Genomic DNA, 16,794 nt, shown 5'->3' with positions numbered 1-16,794 from the left:
GAAGAATTAAAATGAAAATTAACAACCTAGAATCGTTAATCTATAAATTGTTGCACTACTTGAGAAATCATAAATACCAAAAAACTAAAAATAATAGCCGCAACTATCGTATCAAAAGCTTCAAATATAAAAAAACCTTGTTGAATTCCATACGCTCCGATTATCAAAAAAACCATAATAAATAAATAAGATATAGCCAACGACAATTTAATTTTCCCTAAAATTCGTTGATCCGCCACTACATAACTAGTGTTCCATTCATCCTTCTTTTTATCAATTAAGAATCGGATAACTTGATAACCTAAACCTATAGATAATACCCCCCAAATAATCCAAAAATTATCACCTCTATCATACGCAGAATAGCTTAAATATCCAGCCGATAAGAATAAGTATGTGTAAAAAATTAAGACCATCCATTTTTTTGAACGCATATTAATTTCCTCCTTACTTCTTTATTCCTCATGAAAAAAAAATAATTTTTCAATTGGTTCCTTCAAGACTAAAGAAATCATTAATACTACACCAATTGACGGCTCATATTTCTGTTTCTCAATTGCTATAATCGTTTGTCTGTGTACACCAATTTTTTGAGCAAATTCTTCTTGTGTTAGATCGATTAATCGTCGATATTGGCGTACATTGTTATTTACTTTGCCTTTTTTCAATTTATCCACCTCTGAATGTAGAGTATCACATACAAAATGTATCGTAAACTATACATTATTGAATAATCAGAAAATAAATGAGGTATTATAATCGAAATGGATACTAGTAATTAATTGACTAGTGAACCTCTCACACCACCGTATATCCCTCTTGCTTTTTAGGCTAATGGGTTACTTCTTAAATTATATAAAAACTAACGAAACCTTTTTATAAATCTCCTCGTATTTAAAAATAAATGCAACTATAAGGGGAAAAGACACAATGGAGAATCTCGAGCAATTAGAAAAGCATTTACGAGAAATTCAAGCATGGGAGAAAGATCAAAAGGATTTATGGTTTTGGGAGAAATTAGGTCGCATTCCGTTTAAAATCTTAGATAAGATGACGCCTGCTTTTCTTCAAAATAAGATAGCATTACTAGTTGATGAATTAGGGAGCTATATTCAATCAGGTGGCCAATACTTAATTAATGAACAAGCTATGCTGCAGAAAATCCGTAACAATTCTTCGTTTCATAATATTTTTGCTATATCCGATATTGGACAAATTCCGTTAGAGGATATGATTGCTCTAAGTGATAACCTACAAAATGAACGCGTAAAATTAGCAATTGTACAAGGTGCTTCTACTGGCTTTGGTGGTATCTTCACATTAGCTATTGATATTCCTTTTATTTTAGGAATGGCTTTAAAAACATTGCAAGAGATTGCGATAATTCATGGCTATGATCCAAACGATAAAATGGAACGAATTTTCATCGTTAAATGTCTCCAATTCTCCTCTGCTGATATTGTCGGCAAAGAAGCGATATTGAAGGAACTTTCTTCCATGCATAATACGAATAATGCAGCGGAAAATATGATTTCGCAGCTTCAAGGCTGGCAGGAAGTATTTTTTACGTATCGCGATCAGTTCGGGTGGAAAAAACTGTTTCAAATGATTCCGATAGCTGGGATGATTTTCGGTGCCTATGCAAATAAAGGCATGATTCAAGATGTTGCTGAAGCAGGAATCATGCTCTATCGTAAGCGCCGTATATATGAAAAAATAAATGAACTAAATAAACAATAATACTATCGACATTGAAAAAGATGACACCGACAATACAGATTGTGAAGTGACCCCTAAAAGTTAGACACGGTTATTTCATTAGGCAGCTTGTGTAAAACGAGTTCGGTATTGCACCGGACTCGTTTTTAATTTTGCCTTAATCCGTTTCGTATTATAGTAATTGATATATTTTTCTAATTCTATTTTAAAATGCTCTATACTTTCAAATTCCCTCATGTAAAGGAATTCAGATTTCATAATTCCAAAGAAATTTTCCATGACAGAGTTGTCGTAACAGTTTCCTTTACGAGACATACTTTGAACAATCTCTCTTGATTCTAAGGCGCGACGATATTTTTCCATTTGATAATGCCAGCCCTGATCGGAATGCATGAGTAGCTGATGGTGCTCAGGTAAACGTTCAAACGCTTTGTCCAACATATCTGAAACAAGTGAATAGGTTGGTCTAGAACCAATTGTATACGTAATAATTTCCCCGTTAAATAAATCTAAAACTGGCGATAAATAAAGTTTTTTTCACCGAATAATTTAAATTCCGTAATGTCTGTTACCCACTTTTTCATTTGGGGCATCTGCTTTTAAAATTGCGGTCTAAAAATATTTGGCGCAATTTTTGCCAACGTTCCCTTTATAGGATTTATATTTTTTTCATACGTACTAAGCATTTTAAACCAAGCTCTTTCATGATGCGTTGCACTTTTTTTGTGATTCACTTTTTTTGTCCACGATTCGCTAGTTCATCACGAATACGGCGATAGCCATAACGCCCTTCATGTTCTTCATAAATCTCCTTTATTTCTGCTTTTTAAATCGGCATCTGGATCCGGTCGATTCATACGTTTTTACTAAATCATAGTACGTACTTCGTGGAATGCCAGCGAGTTTTTACAAGTGCTTTTCACCGGATATTTATGCCTTAACTCATAGACTACTTGTGCTTTGTCCTGTTTGGTGATTTTTTTCCTTGTTTTTGAACTAAGGCATTCAACTTTTTTAAATACTCGTTTTCCATCTCTAGTTGTTTAATACGTGCTTCAAGTGCTTCGGTAGAGTCTTTAAATGGTGCTTGTTTCGATTGTTTATTGAAATCTTTTTTCATGGATGGACGCCCTTTTTTCTTTGATTGAAGGGCATCTAATCCTTGAGTTTCATATTGCTTTCTCCAAACACTAATTGTTGAAGGGGCAGGTATTTTAAATATAGCTGCCGTTTCGTTTAAGGATGTACCGTTTTCAATCATAAAATTTAGTACATCCATTTTAAACGTTAGTGTGTAATTTGTATATGGCTGAAGAAAAGCTTCAACACCATTGTATTCATATTGCTTAATCCATTTAAAGATTGCTTGTTTATTAGTCCCCAAAGATTTAGCTATTTTATTAGCACTTTCATTTCCATTTAAGTAACGCTCAACTGCTTGTAATTTATTTTCTGCAGTATATTTAACCATAAAAAACTGCACCTCCAATTGTTAGATGTGTCTAACAATTGGGGCGCAGTTCATTGGCGTCATCTTTTCATCGTTTCTCAATATTGATATCTACTACGACATTTTCAAGGTACTCGCCAAGATTCCCTTTATTTACAGCCTGCATAATAGTTGATCGTTCTTCCCTGTTCTCTAAAGATTTAATTATTAAACCCCTAACATTTGGATAGTAATGCAGCCAATCAAAACAGTTGTCCACATTCGTTGTTACTTCATTCACTGATACTGGCTGAAACAAAAAGAAATGGTGGTTGAATCAATAAGATGGATTTTTTCAAGTAGTGCACTTGCCTTTTCTTTTCCCAAGCACCTGCTGGATTTGCTGGAGGGGGCTTGATTTTGCCCTTCTACTCAACGACGTTGTTTTTTTGTTACAAGAACTAAAGCAAAACCCTGTATAGCGTGTATCTATACAGGGTTTGATTATTTATATTTTAATTAAAATTTTCCCTTGATGCTGGCGACTTTCCATTAATTCATGGGCTTTCTGCATGTCCTCTAATTTAAAAATATTAGCAATTGGTACTTGGAAGCTTTCATCCTTCAATAAAGTAAACATCTCCTGCGCAACTTGTTGTAGCATTTCTGGCTTAGAAGCTCGAGTCGTTCCTAAGCTAAAGCCTTTCACATTGCGACAGCTACTATGTAAATCAGATGTTTTTATATTTCCGGCTTTGCCACCACTATTTCCAAATTGCACTAGCGTACCGTACGGAGCTAAACAGTTAAAGCTCTCTTCCGTAATATTTCCTGCAATTGAGTCAAAAATAATGTTAACACCATGACCATCTGTATGTTCATTGACTTGAGCACTAAAATTATCATATGTCAGTACATGATGTGCGCCTAGCTCATAGGCAATTTTCGCCTTTTTCATATCACTAACCGTGCCAATAATTTTTTGGGCACCTAGCTTCTTCGCCATTTGAATAAGCATTGTCCCAACCCCACCAGATGCAGCATGAATTAATACGCTATCATTTGTACTAATTGGAGCTATTTGATGTGTCAAAAGATAGGATAGAAATGAAACCGTTGGCACAGCAGCTACCTTTTCCAAAGGAACATCATTTGGAATTTTAAAGACGAGCTGCTCTTTCGCCACCACATATTCTGCATAGGCTCCATTTTTCGGGAATGCAATAACTTGGTCCCCCTTTTAAAAATCACTGTTCTCATCAAAAAACTCTTCAACTACACCAGCGACATCTAAACCAAGTATCATCGGAAAAATCGCTTTTGCTTTATTTCCTGTTCTGTTTTTAATATCGGCAAAATTCACACTCGTATATGTCGTGCGTAGTAATACTTCCCCTGCCGAAATAGTGGGCTTTGGGCATTCCACGTACTTTAAAACATCAGAAGTTCCAAACTCATTGATGATAACAGCCTTCATAAATTTCATCCTCCTTGTTATAGTAAGATTATAGAATAAATATTAAAGAAATGGGTGTATTTCCATGAAAATCAAACCAAGAAAAGAACAACATAATGGCATTGCATACAATTACTTTGATAGCACTAGCGACAAAGTGTGTTTTATGTTCTCTGGCACAGGCTATACCTATGAAAAACCTCTTCTTTATTATTCCACTGCACTGATGCTAGAGCTTGGCTATGATGTGGTACAGGTATGCTATGCATTTGATCCGCAGCAATTCGGACAGGAGCCAGAAGCTATTTCAGAAACAGTTTTTAATGCAGCAAATCCTATCGTAGAATATATTTTAAGTACAAAATCTTATACAAAAGCTGTATACATAGGTAAATCACTTGGGACATTGCCTATCATAGATTTTTATATGCAACAGTCTTCACCTGTCCCTTCTCACTATGTGCTTTTAACACCGCTGCTGTCACTTGATCATGTTATGAAAAATTTGCTTGTGAAGCAGGCATTTCTAGCAATCGGTACAGCTGACCCTCACTACTCTAAAGAAAGATTAGAACAACTTTCTTCACATAAGCTTGCTATTGTAGAAAACGCTGATCATTCTCTTGAAATAACAAATCATACAGTAGAGTCAGTCATCATTTGTCAGTCACTATTAACAGGGCTTAAAGCTTATCTTCAATAAAAATGTCGGAACCTTTTCACGATTTATCGGTATAATTTTTGAATTTATCGGAACAATTTCAAAGCTTATCGGAATGTTTCTCACATTTATCGGAACACTTTAACGATAGACTTTATAAAATCAAAAAAAATATTGAACCCCTACTTGCTTTCTTTATCTTCTATTACTCATTTAAGCATGGTCACTGAGCGTTATTCACTGTATAGTTAAATGTATACGTAGTCATTTGTAAGAAGGAGGAATTTTATTGGTTTCATCGAAAGATGTTGCAAAATATGCAGGTGTCTCTCAAACAACTGTTTCTCGCGTTTTAAATACACCTCATTTGGTGAAAAAGCCTACTCTCGATAAAGTAATGAAAGCTATTGATGAGCTTAACTATATTCCTAATGCTCATGCACGATCACTTGTTCAAAATAAAACTGGCACCATCGTATTACTTTCGGGTCCACTACACAATCCATTCTTTGTTGATACGACTACGGCTATTGTGAATTATGCAAATGATATGGGTTACCGTGTAAATGTACAATTTGTAAATGATAAAAATCTTTCAGAGGCTTATGCAACTGCTATAGAGCACAAAGTAGATGGAATTGTATTATCGTGTATTTTAATCGATGACCCCTTCTTTGAGCAATTAAAGCGTATGAATATTCCGTTTATCACATATAACCGTAAACATAAAAATAATGAATACTTTGTAGAAATTGATAATTTTGAAGCAGGATATTTAGCAGCCAAGCACATTATTGAACTTGGACATAAACAACTTGCATGGGTCGGTGGACCTTTAACAGTAAGTACGTTTAATAATAGATTCCTAGGTTTTATGCAGGCACTACAAGATGCGAAAATCGAAATTAAAGATTCATATATATTTAATACTGATACTTCCAAAGTAAGCATTTCACAGGCTTTTCAAACATTAACAGAAACCCCTCATCCCCCTACCGCTATATGCGCTGGCGCTGACTCATTAGCTCTTAATTTATTGGATGACGCAATGCGTAGTAATATTTCGATTCCTAATGAACTGAGCATCATTGGTATCGATAATGTTGAATTAAGTCAGCATGGGGCCATACAGTTAACAACAGTAGGTAGTATTTCAGAACAAAATTTAGGATTTCTAGCTATTAAAAAATTAATTGAAATGATTGAAAATAAAAAAAATAGTTGCGTAAAAATTACGGAGTCTGTTAAAGTGTTTGATAGAAGCACTACTCGGAAAATATAAAACAAACTTTTAATAGAGTTTGTTTTATATTTTATTACTAAATGAATACGTAACCATATCATTTTTTTATTACTTAAATGGTTACGCATTCATTATAAGTGTGGCGCATCAAAATTTTTTGAGCCGAAATGGTTACGTATTCATTATATTCTTAAGGAGGTTTTCTTACATTTCATTTGCTTTTAATAAAGGGGTTAATTATCACATTTAGGAGGAGAAATATTCTATGAAATGGAAAAATCGCGAATATGGCGAGGAATCACCTTATATTCCAGCGGGTCCTTTTAAAATTCGCTTGCCTTTTATTCACTATCGTTTTGAGTGGCCAGATTATGTGCAAGGATTACTAATGTGTGCCGTAGATTTATCGGCGATTCCATTATTAACATCTCTTTTAGGTATGCCTTTTGAGGTTGCATTAGCCATTATTGTACTAAACGGGTTATTTTATTTAACACATCATCTATTAGGAGATCCAGCGGTTCCTGGTTGGATCACTCCAGCTATTCCGTTAATCACTTTGTATTGTCAACAATTCCCTGAAGGTCCTGAGCGAGTCCATGCTCTTATAGCCTTTCAGATGACACTCGGGTTACTTTCCATTTTTCTTGGTGCCACTGGATTAGCAGAGCGTGTAGTACGGCTTATCCCAGCAGCTATGAAATCAGGAATTATTCTCGGTGCTGGACTTGCGGCTGTTATTTCTGTCTTCCAAGTCGGCGGACGCTTTGAAACGTTTCCATGGACAATCTCTATAGCAATTGGCATTGGCTTCTATTTATTATTTTCAAAGCATTTTGCTGTTTTTCATAAAAGAAACGCGTTTTGGTCAACCGTTGCTAAGCTAGGAATTTTCCCTGTAATCATTATCGCAGTTATTGTAGCACCTTTATTTGGCGAGGCTCCATGGCCAACTATTGAGTTCGGTTTTTCTTCACCTGACTTTATAACACTTTGGAATGAATACACAATCTTTGGCTTAGGTCTACCGCCACTAATGATGTTTATTAGCGGTCTCCCTACCGTATTGGCAGCCTATATCGTTTTATTTGGTGATGTATTACAAAATAAAGTACTAGTAGACGATGGCGCTGCTGCTCGTCCAGATGAAAAGTTAAGTTATAGTCCAAGTCGAGCACATTTAATTTTTGGTATGCGTAATTCTTTTATGAGTATTCTCGGTCCAGATGTAACGATGTGCGGTCCAACATGGTCAGCTATGCAAGTAGTAATGATTGAGCGCTATAAAAAAGGGCGCAAGGCGATGGATTCTTTCTTTGGTGGTATTGGCTCTTTCCGTTGGGGAACAAACACTGGTTTATTACTATTACCAATCGTCAGCTTAGTAGAACCGATATTAGGTGTTGCTCTAGCTTTAACTTTATTAATTCAAGGGTATGTAAGTGTAAAAGTGGGTATTTTAGAGGCGCGTAGCCAAACAGATTTAGGAATTGCCGGAATTATTGCAGCTGTTCTTTGTATTAAAGGGGCTGCATGGGCATTCGCAGTAGGAATAGTATTATGTTTATTGATTTATGGCAAAGACTTTTTCAAAGGCGAAGTAGATAAAACATTTACAAAAGATCAACCAAAGACAGTAAAGGAAGTCTAATTTGAAAGGATGATTAGATGAAAAAACAATTATATGTAAATGGTGAATGGAAAACTGCTAATAAGTTTGCAGATCTCCACTCTCCTTATACAAAGGAGCTTATTGCAGAAATACCACAGGCTTCACGCGAAGAAGTACAAGAGGCAATCGATGCAGCCTATTTTGCAAATGCTAAAATGGCTGCCTTAACAGCCTTTGAACGAGCTTCTATTTTAGAACAGCTTGCGCAGCTCTTGATAGAAAATCGTACAAAGGCAGCTAGTATCATTTCTCTCGAAGCAGCCAAACCTTTGAAATATGCATTAAATGAAATAGATCGCACAATTGAAACATATAAATTCGCTGCTGAAGAAGCTAAACGCCTAACAGGTGAGATGATTCCGATGGATGCTGCAAGAAATGGGGCTGGTCGCTTTGGTTATACAATTGAACAGCCATTAGGTGTAATTGGAGCGATCACTCCATTTAACTTCCCGCAAAATTTAGTAGCTCATAAAGTAGGACCAGCGATTGCATCGGGAAATACAATTGTGTTAAAGCCTGCCTCACAAACACCACTCTCTGCTCTTTTTTTAGCTGAACTTATTGACCAAACTGCCTTGCCTAAAGGAGCCTTTACTGTTGTAACTGGTAGCGGAAAAATAGTCGGTGATGCCCTTGTAGAGAGCAGTAAAATAAAAATGATTACTTTTACGGGTAGCCCCTCAGTTGGAATAGGCATTCGTGAAAAAGCGGGCTTGAAAAAAGTTGCCTTAGAGCTTGGGTCAAATGCAGGACTCATTATTGATCGCAATGTCGATTTAAACGACATCGTTCCAAAGTGTGTAATGGGTGCATTTTCAAATCAAGGTCAAGTATGTATTTCCTTACAAAGAGCATATGTTGTAGATGAATTGTTTGATGAATTTATCGACAAGTTCTCTGCTCTTACGAAGGAATTAATCATAGGCGACCCGCTCGAACAAAATACAGATATTTCTGCCATGATTCATCCAAACGAACAAGAACGGGCTTTAAATTGGGTACAGGAGGCTGTTCAAAATGGCGCTGAGATTGTGACAGGCGGTCAAATTGAGAACGGCGTATTTATGCCGACTATTTTAACGAATGTTGCATCAAACTTAAAGGTTTCCTGTCAGGAAGTATTCGCACCTATTGTTATTGTAAATCGCATCGCTTCTATTGAAGAAGGTATTTTAGCTATAAACGATTCTAATTTTGGCTTACAAGCAGGTATTTTTACTAAGGATATTCAAACTGCGTTTACCGCTTCAAAGCAGCTAGAGGTTGGTGGAGTTATCATTAATGACATTCCTACCTATCGCGTTGATCAAATGCCCTATGGTGGTGTTAAGCAAAGCGGTACAGGTAAGGAAGGCTTAAAATATGCAATTCACGAAATGACAGAAACTAAACTTGTCGTCTGGAATCAACAATAAGGAGTTGGACAACTATGTCTGAAAAAATTACCTTTGCCCCTATTAGCTATACAGGCTGGGGTGCATTATCTCATTTATTAGAAGAAATAAAACGCTTCAATGCCGAAAAAATCTTAATCGTTACAGACCCTTTTTTAAAGGATATTGGTTTAACTAATCAGGTTGTTAATCCTTTACAACAAGCAGGATATAAAACAGAGATTTATACAGATGTTGTACCAGAGCCCCCATTAGCTATTGGAGAAAAATTAGTAGCCTATACTCGTGACAATCAATTTGATATGGTCATTGGTGTCGGCGGAGGAAGCGCACTAGACTTAGCGAAATTAGCTGGAGTCCTTGCTACACATAAAGGGAATGTTGCAGATTACCTAAATCTAACTGGTACTCTTCAAATTACAGAAAAAGGACTGCCAACTGTGTTAATTCCTACAACCTCAGGAACTGGCTCAGAAATCACTAATATCTCTGTGCTGTCGTTAGAGACGACAAAGGACGTTGTAACACATGACAATCTCCTTGCAGATGTGGCAATTGTCGATCCTGCATTGACAATCTCTCTGCCACCAAAAGTAACCGCAGCTACTGGAGTCGATGCCCTTACTCATGCCGTAGAGGCTTATATTTCAAAAAATGCTAGCCCTGTTTCAGACGCTTTAGCATTACAGGCCATCCGTCTTATTAGTAATTCTATTCGTACAGCTGTTGCACATGGTGATGATAAACAGGCGCGTATTGACATGAGCTATGGTAGCTACCTCGCTGGTTTAGCGTTCTTCAATGCAGGTGTCGCAGGTGTACATGCACTAGCCTATCCTTTAGGTGGTCAATTCCACCTGGCACATGGGGACTCTAATGCCGTATTACTACCTTATGTAATGGGATATATTCGTCAAAGCTGTGAAAAACGAATGAAGGACATATATGATGCCATGGGGTTTAGCTCTACAAACCTTTCACAAGAAGAGGCATCCTATAAATGTGTAGCAGAATTAAAACGTCTTGTTGAAGATGTAAATATACCTTCTTCCCTCAAAGGGTTTAATATTCCAAAAGAAGCATTAGAAGGTTTAACAAACGATGGTATCGAGCAACGACGTATTTTGGCTCGAAGTCCGATGCCACTTTCAAAAGCGGATATATACACTATTTATAAAGCAGCTTATGATGGCATCATCGTTGAGCCTACTAAATAAGCTTTTATTCAAGGGATTGCCCTAAAAGTGACTCAAACACTTAGGGTAGTCCCTATTTGGCTTATACGATCGTAAAAAGAATATCGCTTAGAAAAAAAGCTTTGACCAAACTTTCGAAATAAACAGAAAAAAGACTTTTCTGCAAAGAATAATTATGCTACACTATCAAAAATACATTGAAGAGAAGAGTAAATAAGGCTGTTCTTCCCAGAGAGCTCGGGTTGCTGAAAACGAGTAAGAACGAATTATTGAAACAAGCCTCTGAGTAGCGCATTGGATTTCTAGTTGAATGATGGTGCGACGGGAACTCCCGTTACAGAGTAACAGTATACGCATAAGTGTTTATGCCGTACTGAAAAGGCTATTATGGTGACATAATAGTAAACTAGGGTGGCACCGCGTGAATATAAATTCCACAATCTCGTCCCTAAGACAAATCGTCTTGGGGGTGGGATTTTTTTGTTTAGTTACTTGTAATGACTACAAGGAGGAATTTATATGAGCATGAATAAATTAATAGAAGCGTGGCGTTATCCGGCTATATTATTGTTTAGTATTGGCGTTTCCAGCGTTGGAAGCTGGATATATTTTATAACTTTAAATCTTATTGTCTTAAATCTCACAGGATCAGCTCTAGCTGTATCTGGCTTATATATCGTTAGAGCGTCATCTACACTTTTCGCCAATTTTTGGTCCGGTAGTTTGATAGATCGTTTAAATAAAAAATATCTCATGATTGTGCTCAATATCTTTCAATCTTTACTAATTGTCATACTACCTTTCTTTTCTACTTTAACTTGGATTTATTTCTTGGTCTTTGTTATTACAATAGCTAGCTCTATGTATCATCCGACTTCCATGACCTACATTACGAAATTGATACCAATTGAACAAAGAAAACGTTTTAACTCGCTTCGTAGCCTACTTGATTCTGGTGCATTCATAACCGGTCCAGCCATTGCAGGACTGCTGTTTACGATTGGAACGCCTACTATGGCAATTTACTTGAATGCCATTGCTTTATTTTTATCAGCCTGTATTACATTAGGTATGCCTAATGTTGAAGCCAATCAACAGCTGGCTAGTAAAGCAGATGAGAAAATTTCCTACAAGGTATTATTCAATGATTGGAAGCTTGTTATAAGATTTAGCCTTAAAAATCCGTACATTATGATGATCTATTTTTTATTTAGTGCGATGCTTGTCATGATGACCGCGACGGATTCTTTAGAGGCTGCCTTTGCTACTCAAATACTTTCATTATCCGAAGGTGAATACGGTGTTTTAGTGAGCATAGCAGGTGCTGGTATATTGGTTGGTTCTTTACTGAATACAGCAATCGTTGAAAAAATCCCCACCGCTTGGCTTATAGGAATGGGTTCGTTACTAACAGCATTAGGTTATTTAACTTTCACTTCTTCTTATACGTTTCTTATAGCTTCTTCAGGATGCTTTATTTTGTCCTTCGCGACAGCCTTTGCCAATACGGGCTTCTATACTTTTTATCAAAACAATATTCCTGTCGATAGCATGGGGAGAATAGGAAGTATCTATGGTTTTGTAGAAGCCTTGTTCATTATTATCATGACTGCCATCTTTGGAATTACGGCTGAATTTATATCTATTCGATATGTTGTTGTATTTGCAGCCATCATCATGTTTGTAGTAGCAACTATACTGCTAATTTTTAATGTTCGACCTTCAAAGGCCCGATTTTATAGAAATATTTCTAAGCTTACTGACTAGAATTGATACAGCTTTTCAAAAGGCAAACAAAAATAGGTCTTTTCCCAAAGCTGGAAAGACCTATTTACGTATGCCCTAGTTCATGAGAAAGAAGATGTGCTGTTTGTGTTACTTGTTTAGCTATACTATCTAGTTTTTCAACATCTGTATCATATTCGAAGCACTCTGCACTAATCGCTGCTATCGGTTCCCCGTCCAAATCAAAAACTGGTGCTGCAACTGACACAGTTCCCTTCGTTTTTTCACCATAGCTTATTGAGTACCCTTTTTCTTTAATATGATAAAGCTGCTCAATTAGCTCTTCCCTATCTTGCTCATCTATTTTTTCAAGAAATTGAGTTTGTATTCCCTTCTTTGAAAAAGCAAGTAAGACTTTATTCGCTGCTCCAATAGGATAAGGAATCTTCTCACCAATCATATCTATAATGCGAACATTCTTAGGGCTATCTACTCGATCAATGATAATAGAAGTAAACTGTTTTGGAATGTTTAAATATGTTGTTTCACGAACATTATAAGCAAGCTCTTCTAATAACGGATGTGCTTTTTCTCTAATGTTAGTGTCATGGTACATTTTCATTCCAAGTTGTAGCCATGTATAGCCTAATCGAAATTCTTTTTTTTCTTCATTTCTTTCCACTAAATCAAAAGTTTCTAATGTATATAACAATCGATAAATAGTACTAGTTGGCAGCTCTGTCTCACTAAAAATTTCTTGAACTGAAAAGAATCGCTTAGGATGCTCTGCTAGCACATTTATTATCATCATCGCTCTCTCAATTGACTGAATCATTGCTATTCCTCCTTCAATTCATTTTAACGAATTTTTATCTATTTAAATAGCTATACCGTCCAATTAATTCATAAAAAGAGTCCGAATTTTTTAAATTGACGATTTATTACTTTTCTTATATGATAAATTATATTCCACTATACGGATTAAATTTCGCATAGTGGAATATAAAACTTGTAAGCGTTTTAAACAAAGGTAAGGGGAGGAATTACACTTGGATTTTATTACAAAGATTACAGATTTTCTTTGGGGTATACCAATGATGTCTATTCTAGTTTTTGGGGGTATTTTTTTCACAATACGTTTAGGATTTTTTCAGTTTATAAAGCTACCTCATATACTCAGTGAAACATTCGGGAAGCTTTTTCGGAAAAACAATGAAGGTGAAGGCACTGTCACTCCCTTTCAAGCTACTACCAGTGCGCTCGCATCCACACTCGGTGCGGCAAATTTAGTTGGTGTTCCTGTAGCTATTGCATTTGGAGGACCAGGTGCTATTTTTTGGATGTGGGTTGTAGCAATTTTTGGTATAGCTACTAAGTATTCCGAAGTTGTTCTCGGAATGAAATATAGAGAAAAGAATGATCAGGGAGAATATGTTGGTGGTCCAATGTATTACATGAAAAATGGCTTAAAATGGAATAAAGTTGCCATATTCTTTGCTTTTGCCTTAATGCTTGAAATCGGTGCAAGTATAATGGTTCAAACAAACTCGATTGCTAAGTCTATTTCAGGATCATTTTCGATTCCAGCTATTGCTGTAGGTATTGCCATGATTATTATCGTATATCTTGGCGTTTATGGCGGTATTAAATCTATCAGTCGAATGACTGAAAAATTAGTACCGTTTATGGTGACTTTCTATATTATTGGGATAACAATTATTCTTGTGTACTACTACAAGGAAATTCCGGCAATGATTAGTTTAATTTTCACATCAGCATTGCAACCTATCTCAGCTGTCGGTGGTTTTGCTGGAGCAGGAGTCGCTCAGGCAATTCGTTGGGGATTAGCAAGGGGGCTATATTCTAACGAGGCTGGTATGGGTACTGCACCAATCGCACATTCGACTGCCCAAAATGTCCATCCGGCGAAACAAGGTTTCTGGGGTGCATTTGAAGTTATTGTAGACACGATGATCGTATCAACAATGACAGCACTGGCCGTTCTCGTCTCTGGTGCTTGGAAGGAAATAAGTGCAGAAAATGCTGCATTAATGGTAACAAAAGCGTTTACTCCTGTTTTCGGAAAGGAATTTGCAGGTATATTTGTATCCATTACACTCTTTGTTCTTGTAATTACTACCGTTCTTGTTATTGCATTTTATGGCGAAAAACAAGCCGAGTTTTTATTTGGTAGCAAGTTTTCTTTATTTATGCGCTTTGTATATTTAGGTGCTATTATCGTCGGTTCAATTGGTGGCTTACAATTCATTTGGAAATTCTTAGACCTATTATTAGCGCTTGTTGTTATTCCTAATATGATTGCAATTTTATGCTTAAGCAAAGAAGTAAAAATGATAACCAATGATTATTTTAAAAGATATTTAGTAGAACAAAAAAGGGGTACTATTCATGAATCAACAACTGAGACAATTACCAATCGAAATGCAAATTGAAAAGCTAACGATTGATTTAGTAAATATTAATAGCATTAATGGGACAGCGGGTGAAGGGGAAATTATCGATTTTGTTTATGATCAGATGCAAACTTTCCCATACTATCAAAAAAATCCTTCACTTCTTTGGACAACTAGAGTGAAAAATGATCCGATTGGTCGCAAAAACCTTTTTGCATTTGTCCAAAGCCCAAAAAAACAAAAAAAGACAATTATCTATCACTCACACCTTGATACAGTGGATATAGAAGACTATGGTAACTTAAAGGAATATGCTTTTTCAGCAAAGCAGCTTGAGGCGTTTTTTAAAACTTATGAAGGCAATGCAGATGTACAAAATGATGCATTAAGTGGTGACTGGATGTTTGGACGAGGTGCTGTTGATATGAAAAGCGGCGCTGCTGTGCATATTGCTAATACTCTTTATTTCTCCAATCATCTTGAAGAATTAGAAGGGAACTTATTACTTATTTTAAATGGTGGAGAAGAGTCTGAGCATGACGGCATTATTGATGCTTTAGATGAACTTAACCGGTTAAAAATAGAAGAAAAATTAGATTTTTTAATGGCTATAAATACCGACTTTACAACACCTTTATATGGAAATGATCCACATCGTTACATTTATACAGGTGTAGCAGGTAAGCTTCTCCCTTCTTTCCATATTTATGGTCGTGAAGTTCATGTAGGAGATACTTTAAGCGGTATCGATCCGAATTATATTGCAGCTAAAATTACTGAACGTATTCACAATAACTTTGAATTGACTGAGCAAATTGAAGGAGAAACCATTCTCCCCCCTACTTGCTTATATCAACGTGATACAAAGGAAACATATACTGTTCAAACTGCTTCTACAAGTCATATCTACTTTAATTACTTTTTATATAAAGAAACACCAAATCAAGTAATCGATAAACTTAAAGCTATAGCGCAACAAGCTAGTTTAGAAGCAGAAAAATATTTACAAAAACAATATGAAAGATATGTTGAGTTCTCAAAAGTACCGAAGCATCATCTAGCATGGAATATAGAAGTTGTTACTTACCATGAATTTATTTCGTATTTAAATGAAAGAGGCGTCAATACAGATTTCATTATTAAAGAAGCTTTAGAAAAAAACGTTGGTAAGGAATCTCGTCAACAGTCGTTTGCGATAGTGAATGCACTTCAAAAAGCAGATCCGGAGCATAGACCTCGTGTAATTTTATTTTTCGCTCCCCCTTTCTTGCCTCACAATTATTTAAAAGATAATAAAGAGCAAGATAGAATATTAAAACAAACGATTACAGAAGTTGTCGCTGAGGTTGCAAATGAGACTGGTGAACAGTTTAAAGTAAAACGATTTTTCCCTTATTTAGCGGATGGTAGTTTCTTATCTATCCATGCCACTGAAAAAGAGTTATATGAGTTGCTTGATAATTTTCCAGAATGGGAAGCACTTTATCCTGTACCTTTTGAAAAAATAAAAGCATTAAACATCCCTTCTGTTACTATGGGCGTTTACGGGAAAGACGGGCATAAATGGACAGAAAGAGTTTATAAACCTTATTCATTTGGCATTCTCCCAGGATTAATCCGTAAAACAACGAGGGAATTATTCAAAGTTCATCGTCATTAATATAATTATCAAAAGGGCATGATTTCAATATCACTATTGATTCATGCCCTTAAAATATTAGGATGCTAATGCAAGTAGCATAATTAAACAGCGCGATTTGTAGACAGTTGCAATTTCACCTGACAGTCTAATAAAAGTATACAATCGAAACGTAAACTCTCTAATCCACGCAGTTGTGCATAAGGATTTGGCACTATAAGCTTTTTAATAACCTAACTTCAA

General features: G+C 36.0%; 12 protein-coding genes, 2 pseudogenes and 1 other annotated feature. Of the genes and pseudogenes, 9 read left to right on the top strand and 5 right to left on the bottom strand.

What is annotated here, in order from left to right; genetic code table 11:
* Positions 1-35: 35 nt before the first annotated feature.
* Complete coding sequence (locus FJQ98_RS01620; protein ID WP_053595880.1) at positions 36-434, bottom strand: hypothetical protein; 399 nt, start codon at positions 432-434, stop codon at positions 36-38.
* Positions 435-455: 21 nt separating this feature from the next.
* Positions 456-668, bottom strand: a complete 213-nt coding sequence (locus FJQ98_RS01615) for a helix-turn-helix transcriptional regulator (protein ID WP_053595881.1) — start codon at positions 666-668, stop codon at positions 456-458.
* A 262-nt stretch (positions 669-930) separates the two neighbouring features.
* Here FJQ98_RS01615 and FJQ98_RS01610 point away from each other — a divergent pair, with 262 nt between their 5' ends.
* Positions 931-1,740: an EcsC family protein gene (locus FJQ98_RS01610; RefSeq protein ID WP_053595882.1), complete on the top strand. Its 810-nt coding sequence runs from the start codon at positions 931-933 to the stop codon at positions 1,738-1,740.
* A 78-nt stretch (positions 1,741-1,818) separates the two neighbouring features.
* Here FJQ98_RS01610 and FJQ98_RS01605 read toward each other — a convergent pair.
* Both FJQ98_RS01605 and FJQ98_RS01600 read right to left on the bottom strand, forming a co-directional pair.
* Positions 1,819-3,190, bottom strand: a pseudogene (locus FJQ98_RS01605) (IS3 family transposase).
* A gap of 466 nt (positions 3,191-3,656) precedes the next feature.
* A pseudogene (locus tag FJQ98_RS01600) lies at positions 3,657-4,625 on the bottom strand (quinone oxidoreductase family protein).
* A 64-nt stretch (positions 4,626-4,689) separates the two neighbouring features.
* Between FJQ98_RS01600 and FJQ98_RS01595 the strand changes: the two are divergent.
* The 6 genes from FJQ98_RS01595 (at position 4,690) to FJQ98_RS01570 (ending at position 12,540) form a co-directional block, all read left to right on the top strand.
* Positions 4,690-5,307, top strand: a complete 618-nt coding sequence (locus tag FJQ98_RS01595; RefSeq protein ID WP_053596631.1) for a hypothetical protein — start codon at positions 4,690-4,692, stop codon at positions 5,305-5,307.
* Positions 5,308-5,554: 247 nt separating this feature from the next.
* Positions 5,555-6,547, top strand: a complete 993-nt coding sequence (locus tag FJQ98_RS01590; protein ID WP_053596630.1) for a LacI family DNA-binding transcriptional regulator — start codon at positions 5,555-5,557, stop codon at positions 6,545-6,547.
* Positions 6,548-6,773: 226 nt separating this feature from the next.
* Complete coding sequence (locus FJQ98_RS01585) at positions 6,774-8,159, top strand: hypothetical protein (protein WP_053596629.1); 1,386 nt, start codon at positions 6,774-6,776, stop codon at positions 8,157-8,159.
* Positions 8,160-8,176: 17 nt separating this feature from the next.
* Complete coding sequence (locus FJQ98_RS01580; RefSeq protein WP_053596628.1) at positions 8,177-9,598, top strand: aldehyde dehydrogenase family protein; 1,422 nt, start codon at positions 8,177-8,179, stop codon at positions 9,596-9,598.
* 14 nt (positions 9,599-9,612) lie between these two features.
* Positions 9,613-10,794 carry an iron-containing alcohol dehydrogenase gene (locus FJQ98_RS01575; protein WP_053596627.1) on the top strand — a complete coding sequence of 394 codons (1,182 nt, stop codon included), beginning with the start codon at positions 9,613-9,615 and terminating at the stop codon, positions 10,792-10,794.
* Positions 10,795-10,961: 167 nt separating this feature from the next.
* Positions 10,962-11,226, top strand: a binding site (T-box leader).
* A gap of 72 nt (positions 11,227-11,298) precedes the next feature.
* Positions 11,299-12,540, top strand: a complete 1,242-nt coding sequence (locus tag FJQ98_RS01570; RefSeq protein ID WP_053596636.1) for an MFS transporter — start codon at positions 11,299-11,301, stop codon at positions 12,538-12,540.
* 64 nt (positions 12,541-12,604) lie between these two features.
* Here the strand turns inward: FJQ98_RS01570 and FJQ98_RS01565 are convergent, their stop codons facing one another.
* The gene (locus FJQ98_RS01565; RefSeq protein WP_053596626.1) at positions 12,605-13,333 is read right to left on the bottom strand and encodes an IclR family transcriptional regulator; all 729 of its coding nucleotides are present in this window, start codon (positions 13,331-13,333) and stop codon (positions 12,605-12,607) included.
* A gap of 259 nt (positions 13,334-13,592) precedes the next feature.
* Between FJQ98_RS01565 and FJQ98_RS01560 the strand changes: the two genes are divergently transcribed.
* Both FJQ98_RS01560 and FJQ98_RS01555 read left to right on the top strand, forming a co-directional pair.
* Positions 13,593-14,951 carry an alanine/glycine:cation symporter family protein gene (locus tag FJQ98_RS01560; protein ID WP_053596635.1) on the top strand — a complete coding sequence of 453 codons (1,359 nt, stop codon included), beginning with the start codon at positions 13,593-13,595 and terminating at the stop codon, positions 14,949-14,951.
* On the top strand, positions 14,908-16,572 hold the full coding sequence (locus tag FJQ98_RS01555) for a M20/M25/M40 family metallo-hydrolase (RefSeq protein ID WP_201406603.1): 1,665 nt from the start codon (positions 14,908-14,910) through the stop codon (positions 16,570-16,572). The genes FJQ98_RS01560 and FJQ98_RS01555 overlap by 44 nt, the downstream gene beginning before the upstream one ends.
* Positions 16,573-16,794: the final 222 nt, after the last annotated feature.

The sequence above is a fragment of the Lysinibacillus agricola genome (assembly GCF_016638705.1).
GTDB lineage: Bacteria > Bacillota > Bacilli > Bacillales_A > Planococcaceae > Lysinibacillus > Lysinibacillus agricola.
The sequence above is the reverse complement of the archived record's forward strand: the minus strand, read 5'-3'. Positions and strand labels throughout refer to the sequence as shown.